General features: G+C 58.3%; 10 protein-coding genes and 3 pseudogenes. 3 read left to right on the top strand and 10 right to left on the bottom strand.

Features of this window, described 5'->3' with window-relative positions; all coding sequences use genetic code 11:
• Nucleotides 1-895: 895 nt before the first annotated feature.
• The 5 genes from ABIA90_RS13175 to ABIA90_RS13155 form a co-directional block, all read right to left on the bottom strand.
• Complete coding sequence (locus ABIA90_RS13175) at nt 896-1132, bottom strand: adenylate/guanylate cyclase domain-containing protein (RefSeq protein ID WP_502916660.1); 237 nt, start codon at nt 1130-1132, stop codon at nt 896-898.
• A gap of 246 nt (nt 1133-1378) precedes the next feature.
• The gene (locus ABIA90_RS13170) at nt 1379-1675 is read right to left on the bottom strand and encodes a hypothetical protein (protein ID WP_354120173.1); all 297 of its coding nucleotides are present in this window, start codon (nt 1673-1675) and stop codon (nt 1379-1381) included.
• A 255-nt stretch (nt 1676-1930) separates the two neighbouring features.
• Nucleotides 1931-3085 carry an OpgC domain-containing protein gene (locus ABIA90_RS13165; RefSeq protein ID WP_354120172.1) on the bottom strand — a complete coding sequence of 385 codons (1155 nt, stop codon included), beginning with the start codon at nt 3083-3085 and terminating at the stop codon, nt 1931-1933.
• Nucleotides 3086-4555: 1470 nt separating this feature from the next.
• Complete coding sequence (locus tag ABIA90_RS13160; RefSeq protein ID WP_354122452.1) at nt 4556-6124, bottom strand: ATP-binding protein; 1569 nt, start codon at nt 6122-6124, stop codon at nt 4556-4558.
• A gap of 315 nt (nt 6125-6439) precedes the next feature.
• The gene (locus ABIA90_RS13155; RefSeq protein ID WP_354120170.1) at nt 6440-7075 is read right to left on the bottom strand and encodes a response regulator transcription factor; all 636 of its coding nucleotides are present in this window, start codon (nt 7073-7075) and stop codon (nt 6440-6442) included.
• Between the two features lie 356 nt (nt 7076-7431).
• On the opposite strand from ABIA90_RS13155, the gene ABIA90_RS13150 reads away from it, so the two are divergent.
• On the top strand, nt 7432-7824 hold the full coding sequence (locus ABIA90_RS13150; RefSeq protein ID WP_354120169.1) for a response regulator transcription factor: 393 nt from the start codon (nt 7432-7434) through the stop codon (nt 7822-7824).
• On the opposite strand, the pseudogene ABIA90_RS45585 reads toward ABIA90_RS13150, so the two are convergent.
• The 3 pseudogenes from ABIA90_RS45585 to ABIA90_RS45575 form a co-directional block, all read right to left on the bottom strand.
• A pseudogene (locus tag ABIA90_RS45585) lies at nt 7727-9001 on the bottom strand (sensor histidine kinase); the annotation flags it as partial. The gene ABIA90_RS13150 and the pseudogene ABIA90_RS45585 sit on opposite strands and share 98 nt — an antisense overlap.
• A 60-nt stretch (nt 9002-9061) precedes the next feature.
• Nucleotides 9062-10192 (bottom strand): annotated as a pseudogene (locus ABIA90_RS45580) (PAS domain S-box protein); the annotation flags it as partial.
• An 81-nt stretch (nt 10193-10273) separates the two neighbouring features.
• Nucleotides 10274-10693: pseudogene (locus ABIA90_RS45575) on the bottom strand (GAF domain-containing protein); the annotation flags it as partial.
• A 1534-nt stretch (nt 10694-12227) separates the two neighbouring features.
• Between ABIA90_RS45575 and ABIA90_RS13140 the strand changes: the two are divergent.
• Complete coding sequence (locus ABIA90_RS13140) at nt 12228-12809, top strand: PepSY domain-containing protein (RefSeq protein WP_354120167.1); 582 nt, start codon at nt 12228-12230, stop codon at nt 12807-12809.
• Nucleotides 12810-13692: 883 nt separating this feature from the next.
• Here the strand turns inward: ABIA90_RS13140 and ABIA90_RS13135 are convergent.
• Nucleotides 13693-15210 carry an ATP-binding protein gene (locus ABIA90_RS13135; RefSeq protein WP_354120166.1) on the bottom strand — a complete coding sequence of 506 codons (1518 nt, stop codon included), beginning with the start codon at nt 15208-15210 and terminating at the stop codon, nt 13693-13695.
• Between the two features lie 229 nt (nt 15211-15439).
• Here ABIA90_RS13135 and ABIA90_RS13130 point away from each other — a divergent pair, with 229 nt between their 5' ends.
• Nucleotides 15440-18190: a winged helix-turn-helix domain-containing protein gene (locus tag ABIA90_RS13130; protein WP_354120165.1), complete on the top strand. Its 2751-nt coding sequence runs from the start codon at nt 15440-15442 to the stop codon at nt 18188-18190.
• A gap of 12 nt (nt 18191-18202) precedes the next feature.
• On the opposite strand, the gene ABIA90_RS13125 is transcribed toward ABIA90_RS13130, so the two are convergent.
• On the bottom strand, nt 18203-21088 hold the full coding sequence (locus ABIA90_RS13125; protein WP_354120164.1) for an ATP-binding protein: 2886 nt from the start codon (nt 21086-21088) through the stop codon (nt 18203-18205).
• Nucleotides 21089-21126 lie beyond the last annotated feature (38 nt).

Here is a 21126-nt window from a genome sequence, read left to right as displayed (position 1 = left end):
GTCTGAAGTGGGTTGGAGCCAAGGCAACCAACTCCGGTCGCTTGCCCGGCGATCTCTGAATCGATCGACGCACTTCTTGGAACAAAGAGGGGCTCGCCACGAGTAGTACCGGACGAGACCAAACTTGCCGTCACAAACCGCGCATCGCGCGGCTCTGCCACATCTGAGACTGTCGGAGCGGTTCGGCATTGTAGACTCCTCTTGGCGTTATCGTTTGTTCGTCGATCATCCTTCTTTCACCGCCGCACCTCATTCGCTATGCGCTTTTACAACGCCCACTTAAGATGATCGCGAGCCACGATTCAATTGAACGTGGGTACTCGTCGTGCAGCCAAAGTCATCTCCGGACGATACTTAGGCTTAGGCCGGTCACATCTCTCGATGCGGCACTTCGATTTGCCCGGCGCTATGGGCGATCATGCTCCTCTCGCGGTCTCTAGGGTATCGTACACACCCAGGGACACTTGACATTCGTGACCCGTTTAGAGGGACAATGTGGCTTCGCTCTTCCCCCTCGAGAGAGGCAAGTCATATCGTCCGCCATTCTCCGGGATCGCAGCAATTGAGCGAACGCTCGCTACGGCGTTAGCTCCGGAGGAACGCATTTCCTTACGCAGCCAGCTGCTCGTAGTCCGCGCGTCCATTTACCCGACTTCGTCCGCAGGACGGCTGCGGACTAACCAATCGCCGGGTCGCTGGGCAGACCTTGGCTTTTGTCTCATGCTGAAGAGACGGATTGGCTCCTTGCAACCGCGCAATTCGTGGACACCCACGTCGACAAATGCTTTTGCAATCTCCAGACTACCCTCTACCAACAACGCCTCCACGAACTTTCCGGTAACCAGCACCGGAGCATCGAGAATTCGGCAATAGGCTTCAAGGCGGCTCGCGATATTCACGGTGTCGCCGACAAGGTGAGCTCGAGCCGCCTTTCGCTGCCGACATCTCCCTGGACGACCTCGCCGCAGTGAATGCCGATGGCGATGCGGAGAGCCGCCTCGTTGCAGCGGAAGCGCTGCTGGTTCCAGCATTCGATCGAGTTCACGATTTCCAGAGCACACAAAGCCGCGTTTGTCGCATCTCGCCGGCTCGTCAGGGGCGGGCCAAAAAATGCCATCAGCCCGTCGCCCAGATATTTGTCGACCGATCCGTGATTTGAAAAAACTGCCTCGCTCAGAAACTAAAGCAGATCGCGCAGCATGCTGATGACGACGTCTGGAGACTTTCCCGACGAATGGGCGGTAAAATCTATCATATCGGCAAAAAGAACCGTGGCTGGTTGGCGCCGTGCGAAGGAAAATGGAGTACGAATGCCGACAAGCTGGTCGACAATCTTCGGCGAGAAGAAACGAGCGAGATTTGCTCGCTACCGCTCAACTTACTTGACGCGCAGATTTGCCGAGACGTTCCGGAGCACCAGGATGGTGGCAATCAGGATCGAAATCAGGCTCACGGCAAACCGCAACGGGGCGGCTCCATCCGCCTCAAATCCGCGCATAAGCGCGTAGCTGAGGACCGTAAGGAGTGCACAGGTGACGCCCGTGGTCACGATGCCGCGGCGATGTAGGTCATGAGCGGAAATCAAGACAACGATCACGTAGAGGGACGCCACGGCAAAGTGGAGGGACGTCAGCGTATCGATAAGAAAAATGCCAGCCGCGAGCGCGGCCGCCACGGAAAGAGAACGGAGTCCGGCAAGACAACGCAGCGTCGAATCATCGCTTTCCCTTCGACGGATCGGCTAACGGCCGCCGCCAGCCTCCGAAGTGACAGCACGGCGTCGGAGTTGTACGCTAAGGCAAGAACTCGGACCGTCGAGGCGCGCATGGCTCATTGGCGCCCATCCCCATGCCGTTCGCCGATCGGACGAGACTTAGAACCAATGCCGTCCGCCCGAGTATAGTGCTTCCCAACGCCGCCTAGGCAACTATCAGCCGGCCACTGCGACGATCGGCTTAATCTTCGCCGGTGCTTTATCCGCGTTCTTCGACCAGGACCGGTAGTACGCCAGCGCGGTCATCATCAGGATCCCGACAATGCTGACCACGATCTGCATCCAGATCGCGCCGGACACCTCGACCAACACGACGTGTGCGGCAAAGGACAGGAATATCCCGGCGCAAAATACTTCAAGCGACTGCTGACCGCATTTGAGCGCGGGCCGAAAGATCGCCCATTCCAGCCCCGACCAATCGCGTGGCAGGAGACGAACGACAAAGAACGCGAACACAACGAAGTGCAGCAGGCGATAAGGCGCGAGGTTGGTCTTGTCGTTCGGATTGAAGGCATCGTAAATCTCCGGCGGGATCAGTGCGTGCAGTTCGTCAGACCGGGCCGCCATTGTCATCACCAGAGCGAACAGAAGATAGCCGATGCCGAGCACCAACGCGGTACGCGACCGGATGAACGGCATCGCCTGTGCCGATCCACCAAGCGCGAACCAAGCCCCGAACGTAAACAGAAACTGCCATGCGAATGGATTGAAATACCAGACGCCAGTTGGATAGGCCGGAACGTTCCATCCCAAGTGCCTGGCGGTCAAATAGAGCAAAGCCGAAGCAACCAGCGTCATATTGGGTCTGCGCAGCATCAGCCATAGTATCGGCGGGAAAACGCCCATCAGAACGATGTAAAGCGGCAGCACATCCATGTTCACCGGCTTGAAGCGAAGTACCAATCCCTCGAACAGGAACTGCGCGGGGTTCGCTAGGAAACCCCGTATGTTGAAGTCATCGGTAAAACTGGAGTTACCATAGTTCTGCGCGACATATCCGATTTCGGCGAGATAGAGCACGAAAAGGAAGACGTGAGCGACGTAGATCTGCCAGACACGCTTTAGAAGCCTCGATGCGCCGATGATAAACCCGCGTTCGAGCATCATCCGCGCGAAGACAAAGGCGACGGTGTAACCGGAAATGAAGATGAAGAGATCCGCAGCATCGCTGAAGCCGTAGTTCCGCGTTGTCACCCAGTTCACGATGTTGTTGGGGATATGATCGAGGAAGATTCCCCAGTTTGCCACACCTCGGAACAGGTCCAGCCGGAGATCACGGCCTTTCGTCGGGAGCGTAGCGAGAATCTTCATCGTCAATGCACCGAAGCTTCAACGCGCGGCATCTCGTCCACCGATTGCTTGCCTGCGCAGCGCCCGCGCTCACGGAGTCTAGGGCCTGCTCCGGCATTTCGACGTGATCGCTCCGAGCATCGCTGCCCTATTACTACTCGTATTGTACAATCGTGCGCATGCTGGATTAGCTCTCATTCAATGAAGCTGTGGCGTTGGAGCTTGCGGGGTATGGGCGATACCCTAGTCAGCTCGAGATAAGAGCCACATGGCCCTTGCCGATATCCGTCACCAGACGAACTCGCCGGCATCGCGATGCCGCACTCGTCGCACGGGAAGTAGAATTGGGGCAGCATGACACCGACAGGAGCGGCGTGGTTTCAATCTGTCTCCGGGAAATGCCAGCCTATCCATAAGTCACGACGCGCGACGCGATTGCGCGAGGTAGGTCTCGACGTCGCGCGCCTATCCATCGACTCAAACCAACAGCAATCCTCGAGCGATCGCTGGAGCTCGTTGGGACCCCGGGCTCTTGCCTCACGAGTCGGCGGAACCGACCGGGCCCTCCTATGCTTGGCTCGCACGGGCGGATGATAGGCAACGATCGGCCGAGCATCCGGTCCTGGCTTCACCACAGCGTTGGCCACGGAGTTGATGCTCGTTCGATCCGTCATTTCATCGGGCGGACGCTCGACCAGATCCCGGGCCGGCGCCACGTCAACGGATGGTGGCAAGAGTGTCGACAGGTTGGTATCCAGAACGACCTTCTCCGGCCACTTGCGGGCGGATTCGATCCGGATGGTCGCGCCATCAATGATCCCCGGTCGATCAGGAAACCGGTCCGGGAGCTCCGGCAACGACCAGCCGGCTATCAGCAGAAGAACGGCGAGTGTGCTCCCGACAACCGCAAAATACCTTGCCACAGGCAAGGTCGTTAGCTCAGGCGATCTGAGCGATCTCGATCGACTCATGCTGCGACCATCCCTTCAACAGCATGCATCCAACTGCACTCTTGGGCTTGTATCAGAATGCGAGGACTTGAACCCACCTGCGCAAACAGCGCATGCCACACCCTTTAGCCGCCGCTGGTTCCCGATTGGAGCTGGTCGAACAAGCGTCTGCGAGCAGGAGATGAAATTCCCGACAGCAATCGGATCAAGACTGGCGCCGAGATATTCGCGAGCTTCCGGCTTGCAGTCCTGTCTCGGAAGCAACTCGGCAAGGTCGGTCGTAGCCGTCAATTCGAACAGGGTGGCGGATTGGCGTTTGGCCTAGCATCTCCCGGCGAGAATTCTTGTGCTGCGCCGAGACGGGCGATCACTCGCTCCGCCCGGCCTCGGCATTCGATCCACAGGGACAGTTCGAGGAACAGCTGCGCCGCGTCGCGATCTCATCGTCACCATTTGGCCCGAATCTCTATTCCACGGCCGCGCGGATGTTACCCAATAGGCTGGAATGCGCTGAATGGTTGAAGGTGCCGTCGCAATCTAGCTATTGCCGACGCGGCCCATAGCCCAGCGCCGGCGCCGGGCGAGTGTTTCCCGATGGACCGGGACGGGCTGCTCTTGTGTCGGCGTTTACGAGTGCCAACAGCGTTACTCTTTCCGATTCAAGGTATCCGGCGACGTAGTCCGCAAGCCGGCGGAAGACCACGTTGACCTCGGCATGCTCCTCTAGTTTTTCGAGGGCATACGCCCGGGTCGTGTCCAACAACCGATAGTGCGCCTGCGTTTCGTCGACCCGAGTTGCTATCAAGGACTTCTCGACCAAGCCAGCGATTGCGTCAAAAATCTCTCCGGTGTCTTCGCCGGGATCGCCTGCGACGTGCCGCGCGCCTTCCAGGGTGAAATGGCCGACGAAAGGAGCAATGCGTCGAAAGACAATCCTCTCTGCGTCGGACAGCAGATCGTAGCTCCAATCCAGTGTCGCCTTAAGGGTCCGATGCCTGAGAACCGCCGTCCGATGGCTTAGTTTCAGCAATTCCGGATGAGACACCAGGCGGGAAACGGTGTTCTTGAGGCCGATTGCGGCCACCTGACCCGCCGCCAACTCAATTGCCAACGGTATGCCATCCAGCTTTCGGCACATTTCTGCAACAAGCGGTGCCTCTTCGTCGGTGAGAACGGCGCCTCCTGCCCTTGCCGCCACCCGCCGTACAAACAACTGCACTGCCGGATATCGAAGCACGGCATTTGCCGTTTGCTCTGAGCCGCCTGTTGGAAAATCAAGGGGAAGCACCCGGCAACAATGTTCGCCCTCGACTTTCAGCAATTCGCGACTTGTGGTCAGAAGATAGACCTGCTCCGTTTCTTGGTAGAGCTGTTCGGCAATCAAGGCGACCGCCTCGATCACATGCTCACAGCTATCGAGAATGATAAGAAGCTTTCGCGACCGAACGAGGTCGACCAGCTCCAGGCCGGGATCTTTCGATTTAAGTGAAAGTCCCAGAGACGTCGCGACAGCCCCCGCAACCTGGTGCGGATCGGTGAGGCTTTCCAGATCAACGAAATAGATCTCGCTGCCAAATTCCCCCGTGACAGCGCGGCCAACGGCCAAGGCAATCGTCGTCTTGCCGATGCCGCCGGGACCGAGCAGCGTCACAAACCGATCATTTCGAAGCTTGTCGCTGACCTCTCTGGCAACCGTCTCGCGCCCGATCATCATGATCGGGCGCACCGGAAGCCTGCCTTGGCGCCGGGACTCGACATTCCGGCATTCCCTGGCGTCTCCGAGGGAGACCACTGTGCCGACGAACGAGTAGCCCCGTCCCTTGATATTTGTGATGTAGCGGTTGCCGAATTGGCCGTCACCAAGCGCCTTGCGGATCGCGGCCACGTGAACCCGGAGGTTCCCCTCCTCCACGGTGACGTCTGACCAAACGCGATCAATCAGCTCCTGCTTCGCGATGAGCTCCCCCGGGCGGTCGGCAAGGTAGATCAAGATATCCAGCGCACGATCCCCGAGGGGAAGCACCTGACCGTCGCGCCGGAGCACCCTCTCACCAATCGAAAGCTCGAAAGGGCCAAACCTCAGCTTCCTATGAACTACGGTGCCAGACATATGTCAGCCAAATGACGGATTTTCCCTGCCCGCATGCCGGCAAATGCCGCGCTTGTGCGTACTGCTGTTGAGCGCAGCCAGCATCTTGGCTGGCTTTCGGTCGAGCGATCTATTGCACGCGAGTAATGCAAGTTACGCATGTAGTCGCGTTGCCTAAGCCTTGGTTTAGAAGCCGCTCAGGGAAGGACTTTCACGCGCTAAGCTGCACCTTTCACTTTAACAAGGGAGCAGACCCGAAGAGATGGAGGTTGTTTGCCGCTAACCGCACGCCAGCGGATTGAATCCTGCCGGATGGCGGGACGACGATACGTCAGCTTAAGATTCTTGCGACTTCTCGGGTACCAAGCCGAGCTTGGCCGCCATTCTGCCGAACTCGGGAAGCGAACGGGCGTTCAGCTTCCGCATTGCGTGGCTGCGGTGCACTTTCACCGTCGGCTCGCTGATGCCGATATCGCAAGCAATCTGTTTGCTAAGGCGCCCCCGTGCGACGTGAATCATGATCTCACGCTCCCTGGGGCTGAGCGATCCGAACCGCTCCCTGAGCGCGGCCAGAGCCATTTCATCCTCCCTGCGAGCACGATCGCGAGCCAGACCGAGATGAATAGCGTCGAGCAGTTCTTCATCACGGAGCGGCTTGGTAAGAAATTCAATTGCGCCATCCTTCATCGCCTGCACCGACATCCGGATGTCGCCGTGCGCCGTGATGAAGACGATTGGAATTTCCCTATTCGCCGCGGCGAGCTCACGCTGAAAATTCAGACCGCTTTGCCCCGGCAATCTCACGTCGAGCACCAAGCAGGCCGGACCATCCGGAGAATCGGATTTAAGAAAATCGGAAACGGACCCAAATAGCTGGGCATTAAGGCCGACCGAGCGCAACAGTCGCCCGAGCGAATTGCGAAGCTCGACATCGTCCTCTATGACCAAAACGGTGGACGTTTTCTCCTGCATGGCAGCTGCTCACGATTAAAGACCACGGAAACGATCCTTTGTCGCCGTTCGCCGGTTCGGAGTGGCCGTGCGGTTCGCAGCGTAATCCCAATCTGTGGGCGTGAATAGCACTGTTTTACGCCATGGGACTTGGGCGGTATACACCAAAGCTTACACGCACTTCGCCGCGATTCGGCTGCATCCCTCGTGCGCTGTTACAGAATTCGCGAGGGCGGCGGCTAAACCAAAATTTATGGGGCGTTAGCATTGCCCAGTAGCACTCTTGGGCGCAGGTTGCGTTTATCGACTTCACCCGTGGATACGACTGCTAGTAGTGCCACACGTATCGCGGGTTCGATCGAAGAATTGGAAACCGTATGCCGAAACCGACTTTGGTCGTGGTCGTCGAGGATGACCGTTTCTTTCTCGACTCCATGAGGAGGCTTATGAGATCGCGGGGCTACCGCGTCGAAGCGTTCCCGTCGGCAGCCGATTTCCTCGCGTCTCCTTATCTCAGCGAAACCGCTTGCTTGATCGCAGACGTTCATATGCCTGCGATGACCGGACCTGACCTTTACCGACATCTCATCGCTTCAGGGTATGAGATTCCGACGATCCTCGTGACGGCCTATGCCGATGATCAAATCCGGTCTCGCGCTTTGAAGGATGGGGTCATTTGCTACCTTCCGAAGCCGATCGACGAGAAGCGCCTACTGGCGTGTCTTCATGCGGCTCTCCAGTCTCGGGAGCCGACTGAGGATAATTCATGAATTCTTCTACCGGGCTGGGAACGGTAAACTGAAATACGGTGCCTCTGGGTTCGTTCGCTTCTGCCCACAGCCGGCCCCCGTGGGCGTCGATGATGGATTGGCAGATCGACAACCCCATTCCCATTCCGCCTGACTTCGTGGTGTAGAAGGCCTCGAAAACGCGATCGACACATTCTGGGTCAATGCCAGGCCCAGTATCCTGTACTGCGACGATAATGTCATTTGTCCGATTTTGGTCGGTACTGATCAACAACTCTCGCGCTCCCGCCTCGACCGAACCCATGGCTTCGATCGCGTTCAAGATCAAGTTCAGGACGACCTGCTGCACTTGAATGCGATCACCTTGAACGGGATCCATCCTTTCTGTTAGGCGAGTCTGGACGGAGACGCCTGTTTCGGTGATTGCGCTTTGGGCTAGTTCAATGACCTCGTCGATAGCCCTATTGAGATCAAAGCAATCGTTGCGTGGCGGCGCTTTCTTGATGTGATCTCTGATGCGGTCGATGATGTCTCCGGCTCGATCGGCATCGCCTACGATGCAGCCCAGGGCTTCCCTGACCTCGCCCAGATCTGGCGGCTGCTTGTCCAAAAAATTCAGGGCCGCACGGGCGTTGTTTCGCGCCGTAGCGATCGGTTGCTTGACTTCGTGAGCGATCGAAGCCGTGAGCTGTCCCATGGTGTCGACGCGGTTGGCGTGCGCCAGCTCCATCTGCACCTTGCGGAAGGCCTCTTCGGCGCCCTTACGCTCGATAAACTGACCGATCTGACTGCCGATGGTAGCCAGCATATTGAGCAATTCCTGATCGGGCTGCCTGATCTCGCGACTGAAGAACTCGATCACGCCCAGGGCCTCGCCCCCGAGCAAGATCGGAAAGCCGAAGGCTGCATGCAGCCCTTCTCGTTCGGCTATGGGCCCGCGCGGAAAGTTCTCATCAAGGACGACATCGGGAACGTATTCGGGCTGACGGCTGGACCACACTCGGCCCGGTAGTCCCAAGCCCGGCAGGAAAGTGAATTCCCGGCTGACTCTTTCAAACTCCGGAACTTCTATCGTGGCTTTATGCCAGAGCTCGACACAGCGCAGCGCCTCGGCCTCACGGTTCACGCGCCAAAGCGCGCCCACGTCCCATCCCAGGCACTCGCCCATAGCCCACAATATTCTCGGCGTGGCCTCTTCGATCGTGGCCGCCTCCGCCAAAATCTGCGCGACTGTGTGCTGCACGCGGAGGCGTTCCTCGGCGCGCTTGCGATCCTCGATGTCGTAGGCGGTACCGTACCACTTGATAATCTTGCCGTTTTCGTCCCGCGCAGTGACACGGTCGATGGCGAACCAGCGATACTGTCCGTCAGCACGCCGGACGCGCTCCTCCGCATGCCACGGCTCGCCGGTGGCAAGGGCGTCACGCCACATTTTCTCACCGGTCACGATGTCGTCGGGATGCGCTACGACGGACCATTCCGTGCCGAGTGCAGCCTCGTCAGAAAGGCCCGTGTATTTTTTCCAGGCTGCGTTGACGAAGTCGCGCCTGGCATCTGCCGAATAGCTCGCCACCGGGATTGGGATGGTATCGATCATCTGCCGCAGTTCTCGCCGCGCCTCGGCGAGTTGAACCTCTCTCTCACGCAGCGCATCTTCCCCGCGCTTGCGCTCCGTCAAATCGAGGACGAACGCGACGCCCTCGTCGCCGCCCTTTTCGAACAGCGCGCCTCCAATCAGCACGGGTACGCGGCTGCCGTCTTTTCGGAAAAACTCTTTCTCATAGGGCTGAGCAACCGTATTGAAATATAGCTCCCGCAGGGCGCGCTTGTCGTGCTCCCGCCATTCCGGTGGGGTCAGGTCCGTCCAGCGTACGCGACCCGAAATAAGATCCTCCCGGTCATGTCCTACGAGACGAAGAAACGCGTCATTAGCCTCAAGAACCCGACCTTCCAAGCCCGTGATGAAAATTCCAATGATGTTTGCGTCGACCAGGCGCCGAATCTTCGCCTCGCGCTCCCGCAATGCTCCCTCGGCCCGCTTGCGCTCCGTCAGATCGAGCACGAATGCGACGCCCTGGTCTCGTTGTTCGCCGAAGGCAGCCAAACCGATCAACACGGGCACGCGGCCCCCATCTTTCCGAAAGTACTCTTTCTCGAATGGCTGGACTGCCCCATTCATTTTCAGCTCTGTATCAGTCCGCACGTCGCGCTCCCGCCATTCCGGCGGCGTCAGGTCCGTTCGGTTCAGGCGGCCCGAGATAAGATCCTCTCGATTGTATCCCCCCATGCGGAGAAACGCGTCGTTAGCCTCAAGAATGCGACCTTCGAGATCCCAGATGATGATTCCGATGATGTTCGCGTCCATCAGGCGCCGGATCTTTACCTCGTGCTGTTCGAGCTGGCCCTGCAGTGTTGCGAATGACTTCAAGTCAGCCTGCAACATGTCCCGGAAGTGCAGCACGAGCTTGAGATAAGCGGCACTATATTCGTTCCTTTTATTGTCGCGAACGCAAATTGTGCCGAACAAGCGGCCATCAGGCCAAGCGATCGGGACACCCAGGTAAGAGATCATCCCCTGCCTGACATGCGGGTTCACTTTCCATGCTTCGTTCTCGCGAGCGTCAGGGACGAGCAGCGGCTGACCGGTCTTCATAACGGTCTCACAATAAGGTCCCGTATCAAGAGCGCCCGGTTCGCAAGGATTTCCTTTGGACGTACTTGAGACGAAAACTTTGATGTGGGGGGGATCGACCCGCATTATGGAGGCAGAAGGCACATGCATGATCTCGGCAAGGAGATCCACAAACTCTTGCCATTTTCGGACAATTTCAGGTGGCACTGCGATCGAATGTGCCACGCTGGAACTGCGATCTTGCGGCTCGGAAGCCATCCCTCGCTGAAAACTCCCGGTCATGCGGAGCGTTCCTGGGCTTAGACGGTGAGGCAGCATAACAGCTACTGCCGCAGTTCGCGACAGCTCTCTTGTCCGTCCAAAGCAAGGATGCGGCCAAACATCCAACGCCCGCTGTGGGTCGAAACCGACAGTTTGGCTCTGTGCCGATCACTTCCGGTATATGCGCGACCCCAAACATGTTGCTACACCGCAATAACTGACGCTTTGTGCTCACTCGAATTCAACGAGGCCGCCAACTGCGGCGGCCTTTACCTGGACGCCTAGTTGTAGGATCGCCAGAGCCGAGAGCTGCGCCGCGTCATTAGTTCGATCGAACCGCGCTGGCCGCACAATAGTTGCGGCTTACCAGATGGCGGCCAGTGGCGCGCTGCTGCTCGCCAGGGAACACTGGCTGACCGTCACGGATGGCCGTGAGCGGTTCGCCCTCCAACGGAGGCTGCTTTTATCTGATAAGGAAGATCGTTCTGTTTCGACGTTTGGTCGTCGACGCGCTTAGGGCATACACTTATTTCAGCTGTCCATTCAGTCCGGGCTATTCGAGGTCCCTACTCGTGAGACGACGTCTATCACCTTGTCACCCTGCACCGCCACGATCACGCTCGGTCTTAAGGCCGTTAAGAACGCCAGGAACAATAGGGCCCAGACCACAACCAAACCGAGACTAGCAAATTCCTTCACCCGGCTGCTCTCGCTACAATACGAACCGCTTGTTGTAGGGCGTGTCTGCGGTCTCATTTCACGAATATGAGGCGGCGATCAGCTCGTAAACGTCGCTGCGAGACGTTCACCGACATGATGACGCGATCCCTTGCTTCGGAAGAACTGACTAGTGGCTATCGCACTTACCCGTTCGAGCCCTTCGGTCCTCTCACGCTGGCGCACGGCATAGTTTCAAGCAGCGGACTTCAGAGTTCGTTAGCGCATCCCACTATGCGTCTTCGACCAGACTCGCTCTTGTACGCGGCTGTTCTGGTTTGGATGTATCTGATGCGCGACAGATGCCGCCGGAACCACCAGGAACTAGCAGATCAAACCGGCAACACCTTCCGCGAGTGTTCCTGGACGATCGATCCGACTTCGCGGTCGACGTTACTTGTTATTGCGCGAGGTTATTGGTGATCGAGGTCGAGATGTAGATCACACGGGAAATTCGCAGGAATCATGCCGCTCAGAGCACATTTCGACAAGCGCTCTGATCTGAAACCTTCCATAGATCCGATGAAAGCAATGACCTCTGCAAGGCGCTGGTTCCGCACGGGAAGCGGGTTGCTCGTCACCGGTAATTCGCCTTCCGTGACTGGATAGTCGGCCAGTGCCCTCGTGGCATAGGGAGCCCATGTTAAGGCTCGCAATATGAGCCAGCCTCCTAAGCCATTGTCGTTCCACGTGGGAAAGGGCCGATGTATCACCGCGTGCGGCAGAAACAACACCCGCCGTCGTGGATGGCGTTCGACTGAACCGTAGGCACTACTATGAAATTGCGAAAGTTGACTTCCGCGGGAGCTGGCTGATGTTGAAAACGGGACTCACCGCGTCTGTGATTTTGTCGACCTTGGTATTCGCTTCGCCGGACGCGACCGCTAAACCGAATGAAACTCCGCACGCGCTAGACGGACAGAATTCCGAGCTTGAAGGGACTGTTGATCGTGAGCTGGAGATGTTCCGCAACGTGCAAGTATCCCTGCAGCAGGCATTGCTGATTGCCGAGAGATTACACACCGGATCGAGAGTTGTTGACATCAGCTTCGATGGCGCGTCGAACCCGCCGATCTATAGAGTGAAGAACATTCAAAGAGAGCAAATTTGGGAGATTTCTATTGACGCAAAAACAGGGAGCAGCATTTCAGGTGCCAAACAGGCGCTGTCGGTTGAAGGCCTTGAACCACGGGATCGGCGCAACTTATTGGCGTTGAAATCCGTTCGGCAAAACCTGTCGGATGCCGTCGTGGTCGCGGAACGATCGGCGCGCGGAAAAGCAATTAGCGGAGGTTTGATAGATGAGGATGGGACACTGTGTTTTGTAATTGTTGTGGATACCGCCGAGGGTCTAAAGCAGGTGCTTCTAGAGCCGCCTCGAGTTCGAGACCGATGACCGCCGCGGCCGATCTATCTGAGTACCGACAATTTATACTGAATGCTCGCCATCCCGTACCTTCGGCTGCTTATCAGCGTGGGGCTCCTACGCTCCTTACACGCCAAGTCTTGCCGGCTGTGGACGATCAAAAAGGGGAGCAAATGAGCTGCACACGATGTGGATCGACAACTCGCTGATTGCGTTCAAGCTCGCCGGTTCGCGGCAGGAGCGAGTGCTCAAGCAGTTCGATGGAAAAGGCCACAACAGCATAAGGAGGACACCCTCCTTGCCCGGAAAGAAGCGACTGATAACGCTCGCATCTCCAAACACCAGCGCAAACAGGCGGTTCGCGTCCTCAACGCATCGCCGCTGAATTCGACACAGCCATTGAGGACGACCAGCCAGCCCTTTGTACCGGGCTTTCGTCTACTTACTGCGGAAGTGATCGGCTGTAATAACGAATGCCATAAACCTTCGTATCGTTCCATGATCCATTTGGATGCTCGACTGTTACCTACGGCCAATTGAGCCGCTGATCGCAATCGTCTTAGCTATGGTGTGCGGTAGCGCTCCCGCTATCGCTGCCCTCCTTGGGCGTTTCCTCCCTAGACTTGGGCCGCTTGTGGCAACGCAGGCGGCCTTTCTTTTTGTGAATCACGCCACGTCCGCAGCAATTCCGCGCCAGCACAGATTCAATCCACGCCCCAGCCGTCGTGTCTCAAGCGACATCGGATCCGCAATTGTCTCCAGGAGACCGCAGGCCCATCGCTGGCGCAGACCCCGAGGCTCGTTGTGATCAGCCCCTGCTTTTCTTTGGCAGTGGAGGCTGCAAGTCGCTATGGTTGCTATCGCTAGAGTTGTGACTTCACGGAGCTTCCTCCTTGCTTCACTATTGCGCCTCTCATCCACCTTGTCGCGCCGGAGCGCTTACCAGATCGAGCATTCGCTTAGCCCGGGCGCGATCAGGCGCCGCCAGATATCCGGCAACGTATTCCGCAAGCCGGCGGAAGATCACGTTGACCTCAGCATGCTCCTCTAATTTTTCAAGCGCATACGCCCGCGTCGTGTTTAACAGCCGGTAATGTGCCTGCGCTTCGTCGACCCGAGTTGCGATCAAGGACTTCTCGACCAGACCGGCGATTGCGTCAAAAATTTCGCCGGTGTCTTCGCCGGATTCGCCTGCGACGTGCCGGGCGCCCTCCAGAGTGAAATGGCCGACGAACGGTGCAATGCGTCGAAAGACAATCCTCTCTGCGTCGGACAGCAGATTGTAGCTCCAATCCAATGTCGCCTTGAGGGTCCGATGCCTAGGAACTGCCGTCCGATGGCTTAGTTTCAGCAATTCCGGCTGAGACACCAGGCAGGAGACGGTGTCCCTGAGGCCGAGTGCGGCCACCTGACCCGCTGCCAACTCAATTGCCAACGGCAAGCCATCCAGCTTTCGGCACATTTCTGCGACAAGCGGCGCCTCCTCGTCGGTGAGAACGACGCTTCCTGCCCTCGCCGCCACGCGCCGTACAAACAACTGCACTGCCGGATACCGAAGCGCGGCATTTGCCGTTTGCTCTGGGTCGTCTGGAAAATCGAGGGGAAGCACCCGGCAACAATGTTCGCCCTCGACTTTCAGTAATTCGCGACTCGTGGTCAGAAGATAGACCTGCTCTGTTTGCTGGTAGAGCTGTTCGGCCATCAAGGCGACCGCCTCGATCACGTGCTCACAGCTATCGAGAATGAGAAGAAGCTTTCGCGACCGAACGAGATCGACCAGTTCCAGGCTGGGATCTTTCGATTTAAGTGAGACACCCAGAGATGTCGCGACAGCCCCCGCAACACGGTGCGGATCGGTAAGGCTTCCCAGATCAACGAAATAGATCTCGCTGCCAAATTCTCCCGCGACGGCGCGGCCGACAGCCAAGGCAACCGCCGTCTTACCGATGCCGCCGGGCCCGAGCAAAGTTACGAAACGCTCATTTCGAAGCTTGTTGCTAACCTCGCTGACCACGATTTCGCGCCCAATCATCATGATCGTTCGCACCGGAAGCCTGCCTTGGTGCCGGGACACGGCATTCCGGCTTTCCCTGGCGCCTTCGAGGGCGACCACCGCGCCGACGAACGAGTAGCCCCGTCCCTTGACGTTCGTGATGTATCGGTTGCCGAATTGGCCGTCACCGAGCGCCTTGCGGATCGCGGCCACGTGAACCCGGATGCTCCCATCCTCGACCGTTACGTCCGGCCAGACCTGATAGATCAGCTCCTGCTTCGCGATGACCTCACCTGGGCGCTCGACAAGGTAGATCAGGATGTCGAGGGCCCTGCTGCCGAGGGGCAGCACCACGCCGTTGCGCCGAAGCACCCTCTCCCTGCTCGAAAGCTCAAAGGGGCCAAACAGCAGACTTCCACGAAGCTCATCGTCAGCCATGGCTTTTGGCGCAGGCTTGGGGTGCCTTCCCTGGATGCTGAATGACGTGCGCGAAACCCAAGCGTGCGTTCTTGATAGACATCAGCTTGCTTTCGGCTTTCAGCGCGCAGCGAGCTGCATACAGCCGACGATGCCCAGCGCTTCCCTCTCGCTGACAGAGATCGTACACTTTCACCATTGTTTGCATCCCCCGAATGGGGGGAAGAACCGACCTGGTTAGGGGGAGCCCTTGATCCAGCCGCACTCCAGCCATCTGACATATCGAACGGGCGCCTTGCCCGGCGGAGGACAGCTGCCGTTCCTCGCAACCAAAATCTTGCCGGCGCGATTCGGCGGGCTGGTCGCACGTCCCCGGCTGCTCGCCATCTTGTCTGAACTCCCGACCAAGCGACTTGGTGTCATCAAGGCGCCGGCGGGCTTCGGCAAGAGCTCACTGGCGGCCACTTGGGCCGAGACGCTCGAGCAAGACGGCAATGCCGTTGGGTGGCTGACAATCGATTCTGACGACGACGAGGCCACGCGGTTTCTGTTTTACGTCGTTCAAGCCCTGCACCAGGCCTGTCCGGACGTTGGCGCCGGCGCGATCGGGTTGATCCTTGAGAACAACCTGCTCGACCCGACGGCGATCCTGTCGAGCCTGATCAACGATCTTGCGGAGATGGAGGATGATGTTTACCTGTTTCTCGAGGACTATCACTGGGTCAGCGCTTCTCGCATCCATCAAACTGTTGCATATTTTCTAAAGCACGCACCGTCCCATTGTCATGTGGTGCTGACGACGCGTACCGAACCTCCCCTGCCGCTCGCGACCTTGCGAGCCCAGAACCAGCTGATCGAGATCGATGCCGAAGCATTGCGGTTCGACATGCTGGAGACACAAGCGTTTCTGGACGGCACCAAACCCGGAATGCTGGAATTCCCCGACGTCCAACTCCTGCAGCGCAAGACCGAGGGGTGGCCCGCTGCGTTGCGAATTATCTCATCCATGCCTTCGCAGGCCGGATCCGGCTTGAAGGAATATGTCCACAATCTCTCAGGTTCACAGCGTCCAATTGCCGCCTACCTGACGGAGATGCTGGATGGGCTTCCGGTCGAATTGGTCGACTTCATGCTGCGAACGGCTATTCTTGATCGGCTCTCCGGTCCCCTATGCGAAGCCGTCACAGGTTTGAGCTCGAGCCGCACGATCCTGGCATCGCTTGCCCAGCGCCAAATGCTGCTTACGCCGATCGACAATGATGGCGTCTGGTTTCGCTATCACACGCTGCTTGCCGAGTATCTGAGACAGCGGCTGGAGGCGGATCGCGGCATTGAAGTTCCTGAGCTGCACGGGCGTGCAGCTCTTTGGTACGCTTCCCACGAATTGTGGACCGAGGCGGTCCAACACGCGATTGCGGCCGGCGCTTCCGATCGTGCGATCGGCTGGATCAACAATTGCGCGATGACTTTGATCAAGAGAGGCGATCTCTTCACCCTGCTGGAATGGCAGCGCCAGTTCCCCGACGAACTCATGCGAGGCCAGTGCGAGGTCCGATTGGCGATCGCCTGGGGATTGGCGCTCGCGCTTCGTTTTGATGAGGCCCTGAAGCTCGCAACCGACATAGCGGGCGATATCGCTGCAACGCCTCTGCCGGACAGCAACCTGCTGTGCGAATGCCAGGCGATCCGCTCGGTTGCCATCGCGCTGAAAGACGACAGCGAAAGCGCACTACCTCTGGCACAGGATTGTGTGAACCGTTCATCCGATCCCTGGACTGCGAACGTTGCCTCAAACGTCGTTCGCTTCAGCCATATGAAGGCCGGCAACCTCAAGCAATTCCATGCGACGCCATGGATTCCCTATTCAGTCGAGGAGGATCGCAGGAACGTATTTGCCTCGGTGTATCGACACTGCCTCAACGGGCTCGCAGAAGAACGGCAGATACGTCTCGCGGCGGCGGACGAGCACTACCGCGAGGGGTTGCGGATTGCCGAGCAGAATGTCGGACCGAATTCGATTGCAGCGGCCTTGCCGGCAAGTCTGATCGCGCGAGTTAAATACGAGCAAGGCCAGCTCGATGAGGCGGAAGCCTGGGTCATCGATCGCGTCCCGCTGATCAACTCAGGGACAATGCTCGACTGCGTGTGGAGCGCCTATTTCGTGATGTCCAGGGTCGCCGCTGCGCGGATGAACTTCGAGCGGGCCCGCACTCTTCTGGAGCGAGCTGAAAATCTGGGTGCTGCGCGTGATTGGGGGAGGCTCTCAGCAGGCGTGATCGCGGAGCAGGCACGGCTCTATCTGAACGATGGCCGGCTGGATGAAGCCGCCGCATGTGTCGATCGCCTGGAGCACCTTGCGCGGAAATACCCCGCGCCGAAGCCGGGCACCTGGTCGGAGATCGAGTGGTACCACAAGTTGGCGAGCGCTCATTTGCTGGGCCAGCAAGCTCGTCCCAACGAGGCCATTTCAATCCTGCAACAGTTGCAACACGAAGCCGAAGCAATGCAGCACCGTCAATTCTTGATCAGCATTGCGATCCGCTTGTCGGCAGTTCAGCTCAGCGCGGGCAAGGCTGCGGAGGCGATGAGCCGCTTTAGCCGCGTGCTTGCCGCGTGTGCGGCGGCCGGCCATTATCAGAGCGTCCTGGACGAGGGGCCGGTCATTTCCGAGCTTGTCCGGGCAACCCAGGAGGGAGGAAACGTCAAAACAGATTTGATCCCCTTCCTTGATCGGCTCGCGGCGGGCCTGCAAGGAGCGCGGCAAGATCGTTCGGCGCCGAGCTCAAGCGCACGTACTCTCAGCGCATTGAGCCGTCGCGAGACCGACATTCTCGCGCGGATCGCGGATGGTTTGTCAAACAAGGAAATCGCCCGAAGCCTCGATATCGGTCCTGAGACCGTGAAGTCGCACCTCAAGAGCGTTTTCGCCAAGCTGGGCGTGGAAAGGCGCGCGCAGGCTGTATCACGCGCACAGACCCTTGGTATTGTCCCCACGCGATGACGATTCGTCCTCTTATCCGGCTTGCCGGGCGCGAACGCTCGTCTGTTCGAGCATTCGCCTCGTCAACGTGAGATCCGGCGTGTCGAAACCTTCGGTAAACCGGCCGTAAATGGGTCCGATGAGATCATGAGCTCTTCGGACTTGACCCCGATCGATCCAAAGCCGCGCAAGCTCCAATCCCGCCCGCAGTTCGAACGAAAGCGCCGACTGTTGCGCTGCCAGCGTCATTGCTTCCTCGAAACACTCCACAGCCAGATCGCGCCGTTGGAGCTCTCCGTACACCAGCGCCAAGCCTTTCGCCAAAAAGAGGGCCGGAAGGTGAAGAGGCCTCTTCGATCCAAGCTGCGTGGCGATCGAACCATCGATGAGAGCCAGCGCTTCCGCGCCCTTGTTTTGTTTAGCCAGGCCGACCGCCAATTCGGCGACAAAATCCGTTACAAGCATCTCGTATCGTAGGATCTTCAGCCTTTCCAAGCTGTCCCGCAGATGACACATGCCGTCGTCCGTCTGGCCGACGCGGACCAGATAGCGCCCCCGAAGTCCCACGGCGACAGCACGAAATGGCACCAACGAATACTTCTCGGCGATGAGCTCAAGCGCGGAGAGGTCCTGCTCGACCCGACTTAGATCGTCGATCCAGAAATGGAGAGGCATCGTCAGAATCAGGGCTCGACACAGAGCGATCGGATGATCTGCCCTCTCTGCTTCCTCGATGGTTCTTTCCGCATAACCAACGGCCCTATCGAGATTTCCGGCAAACCAATGCGATCGGGTTAGATTGAATAGCGATGTGGTTCGAAGATCAAACAGATACTGAGTTGCGTTGAACCGTCGGGGAGCCGGCGCCCCCTGCAGAGCCCGCTCAAGGTATTTTGGCGCGCGGACGTGATCTGCAAGCATATAGTACGCTGCTCCCAGCATCGAATCCACAAGCGCCGCATCTTCCGGATTTCCGGTCTTGTTCGCAACAGACTCCGCGCGTAGCGCAACTTCAAGACTGCCCGCCGCGTCGATCGTACGATGGAGATACATCGACAGCCCGCTGAGAAGACGTAGTTGCTGATAGGCATCCTCGCGCAGCTCTGCGAACGTCAGCGCCTTGTTGAAGGCATCGCGAACCCTTTCACTGTTCCCTGCAGTGAACATGAGCGACAAGGCAAGCGAAGCGTGGATTTCCATCTGGTCCCGCGGGTCGCAGTCCGCAGCAATCCTACCGAGCGCCTTCTCCATCCAATCCCGGCACTCCACGAAAAGCGACCTGGCCAGAAACGACTGCGCGGCCGCCGCCGCCATTCGAATAGCCGCGCTATCGTTCCCATCGGGGCCAAAGCTCCATTCAAGCGCAGCACGGATATCTCCAAGATAGAGCTGTATCGCGCCTGCCGGGGGGTGCCCGGGCCCCAGATCGAAAAAATTGCCCCGGTTGTCTTCTAATGACCGGCTCAAATAGCTCGCGTGACGCGCCGCTATGGAATTATGTTCGCCGCTCGCAGTGAGTTTCTCCAATGCGTAGGAGCGCGTCGTGTCGAGCAATCGGTAGAGCATCCGCCCGTAGCTGGGCCACGCCACTATGAGCGATTTGTTGATAAGATTTTCCACCGCGCTCGCAATCTCGGACCTGTCAATTCCTCCTTGCTCCGCAACCGCAAGCAACGCTTCCAATGAAAAGTGTCCGACAAAAATCGCGACGCGTCGCAGTACAACTCGCTCGGCCTCAGACAGGTGATCGTGGCTCCAGTCCAGCGTCGCTTTGAGTGTCTGATGCCGTGGATTCGCCGTTCGGCGGCCGAATTTCAGAAGATCGAGACGCGAACCCAACCTTGCCACGGTATTCCCGACGCCAAACACGGCCGCTCTACCGGCGGCGAGCTCGATGGCGAGCGCAATCCCGTCGAGCTTGCGGCAAATCTCGGCAACCATGGGGGCTTCATCGTCACTGAGTGTAAAGTTGCCGCGGCGAGCACTGACGCGCTCGGCGAACAATCGTGCTGCCGGATAGGCAAGCACTTCCGATGCAGTCAGTCCCGGCCGTTCTGGTGGACACTCGAGTGGCCAAAGGCGAAGTACGCGTTCGCCAGAGGCACGCAAAGCCTCCCTGCTGGTCGCGAGTATGTGGATGTCGCGGGTATTCTGAAGAATATGGTCCGATATCTCCGCAGCTTTCCCGATCAGATGCTCGCAACTGTCAAGAATGATAAGCATTCTGCGAGGGCGCAGAAAAGCAACCAACGCCTCCTTTGGATCGACCAACTGCGAATCGAGCCCGACCGCGGAAGCGATTGCGCCAATGACATGCTGCTTGTCGCTTACTGTCGCAAGATCGATAAAGAATACGGCGTCGAGGAAATCGGCCAACGCCCCGTGTCCAACTGCCAGAGCAACCGTTGTCTTGCCTGTACCGCCGGCACCCAAAATTGTGATCAGGCGCTGGTCCGTTTGGAGCCAACCGCGAATCTCACGAACAACATTTTCACGGCCGACCATGCGGCTCAGCGCGGGCGGCAGAGGCAGGCCGGACAAACCCGAATATGCCTTACCTCCGCCAGGGTCCGCCGGAAGGCGCTTGACCGGTGCGATAAAGCTATAGCCGCGGCCCTGGATGTTCGCGATGTACTTGTCACCGAACTGACCGTCGCGCAGCGTCTTGCGCAATGCCGCCAGATGAACGCGAAGGCTGCCTTCGTCGACCGTTACATCAGGCCATGCCCTCGCAATCAATTCGGACTTCGACACCACCTCGCCGGCGCGTTCGAGCAGAGCTATCAGGATGTCGTAGGCTCTGCCACCCAGGGGAATGACCTGGTTCGCCTTACTGAGAGAGCGCTCGGCGACATTCAGCTCGAATGAATCAAACCGAAGCCGGATTGCATCCGGTGAGCGATTTTGTTGGACCGACATAACCTATTCCGCCAAGAGCCTCGACGTTCGGTCGTTGC

The organism is Bradyrhizobium sp. LA6.8, from assembly GCF_040547935.1.
Lineage (GTDB): Bacteria > Pseudomonadota > Alphaproteobacteria > Rhizobiales > Xanthobacteraceae > Bradyrhizobium > Bradyrhizobium barranii.
The sequence above is the reverse complement of the archived record's forward strand: the minus strand, read 5'-3'. Positions and strand labels throughout refer to the sequence as shown.

Coding starts and splice junctions, on each gene's coding strand:
- ABIA90_RS13125 (WP_354120164.1), bottom strand. CDS start 21,088: ATGTCGGTCCAACAAAATCGCTCACCGGATGCAATCCGGCTTCGGTTT.
- ABIA90_RS13160 (WP_354122452.1), bottom strand. CDS start 6,124: ATGTCTGGCACCGTAGTTCATAGGAAGCTGAGGTTTGGCCCTTTCGAG.
- ABIA90_RS13155 (WP_354120170.1), bottom strand. CDS start 7,075: ATGCAGGAGAAAACGTCCACCGTTTTGGTCATAGAGGACGATGTCGAG.
- ABIA90_RS13135 (WP_354120166.1), bottom strand. CDS start 15,210: ATGGCTGACGATGAGCTTCGTGGAAGTCTGCTGTTTGGCCCCTTTGAG.
- ABIA90_RS13140 (WP_354120167.1), top strand. CDS start 12,228: ATGTTGAAAACGGGACTCACCGCGTCTGTGATTTTGTCGACCTTGGTA.
- ABIA90_RS13150 (WP_354120169.1), top strand. CDS start 7,432: ATGCCGAAACCGACTTTGGTCGTGGTCGTCGAGGATGACCGTTTCTTT.
- ABIA90_RS13165 (WP_354120172.1), bottom strand. CDS start 3,085: ATGAAGATTCTCGCTACGCTCCCGACGAAAGGCCGTGATCTCCGGCTG.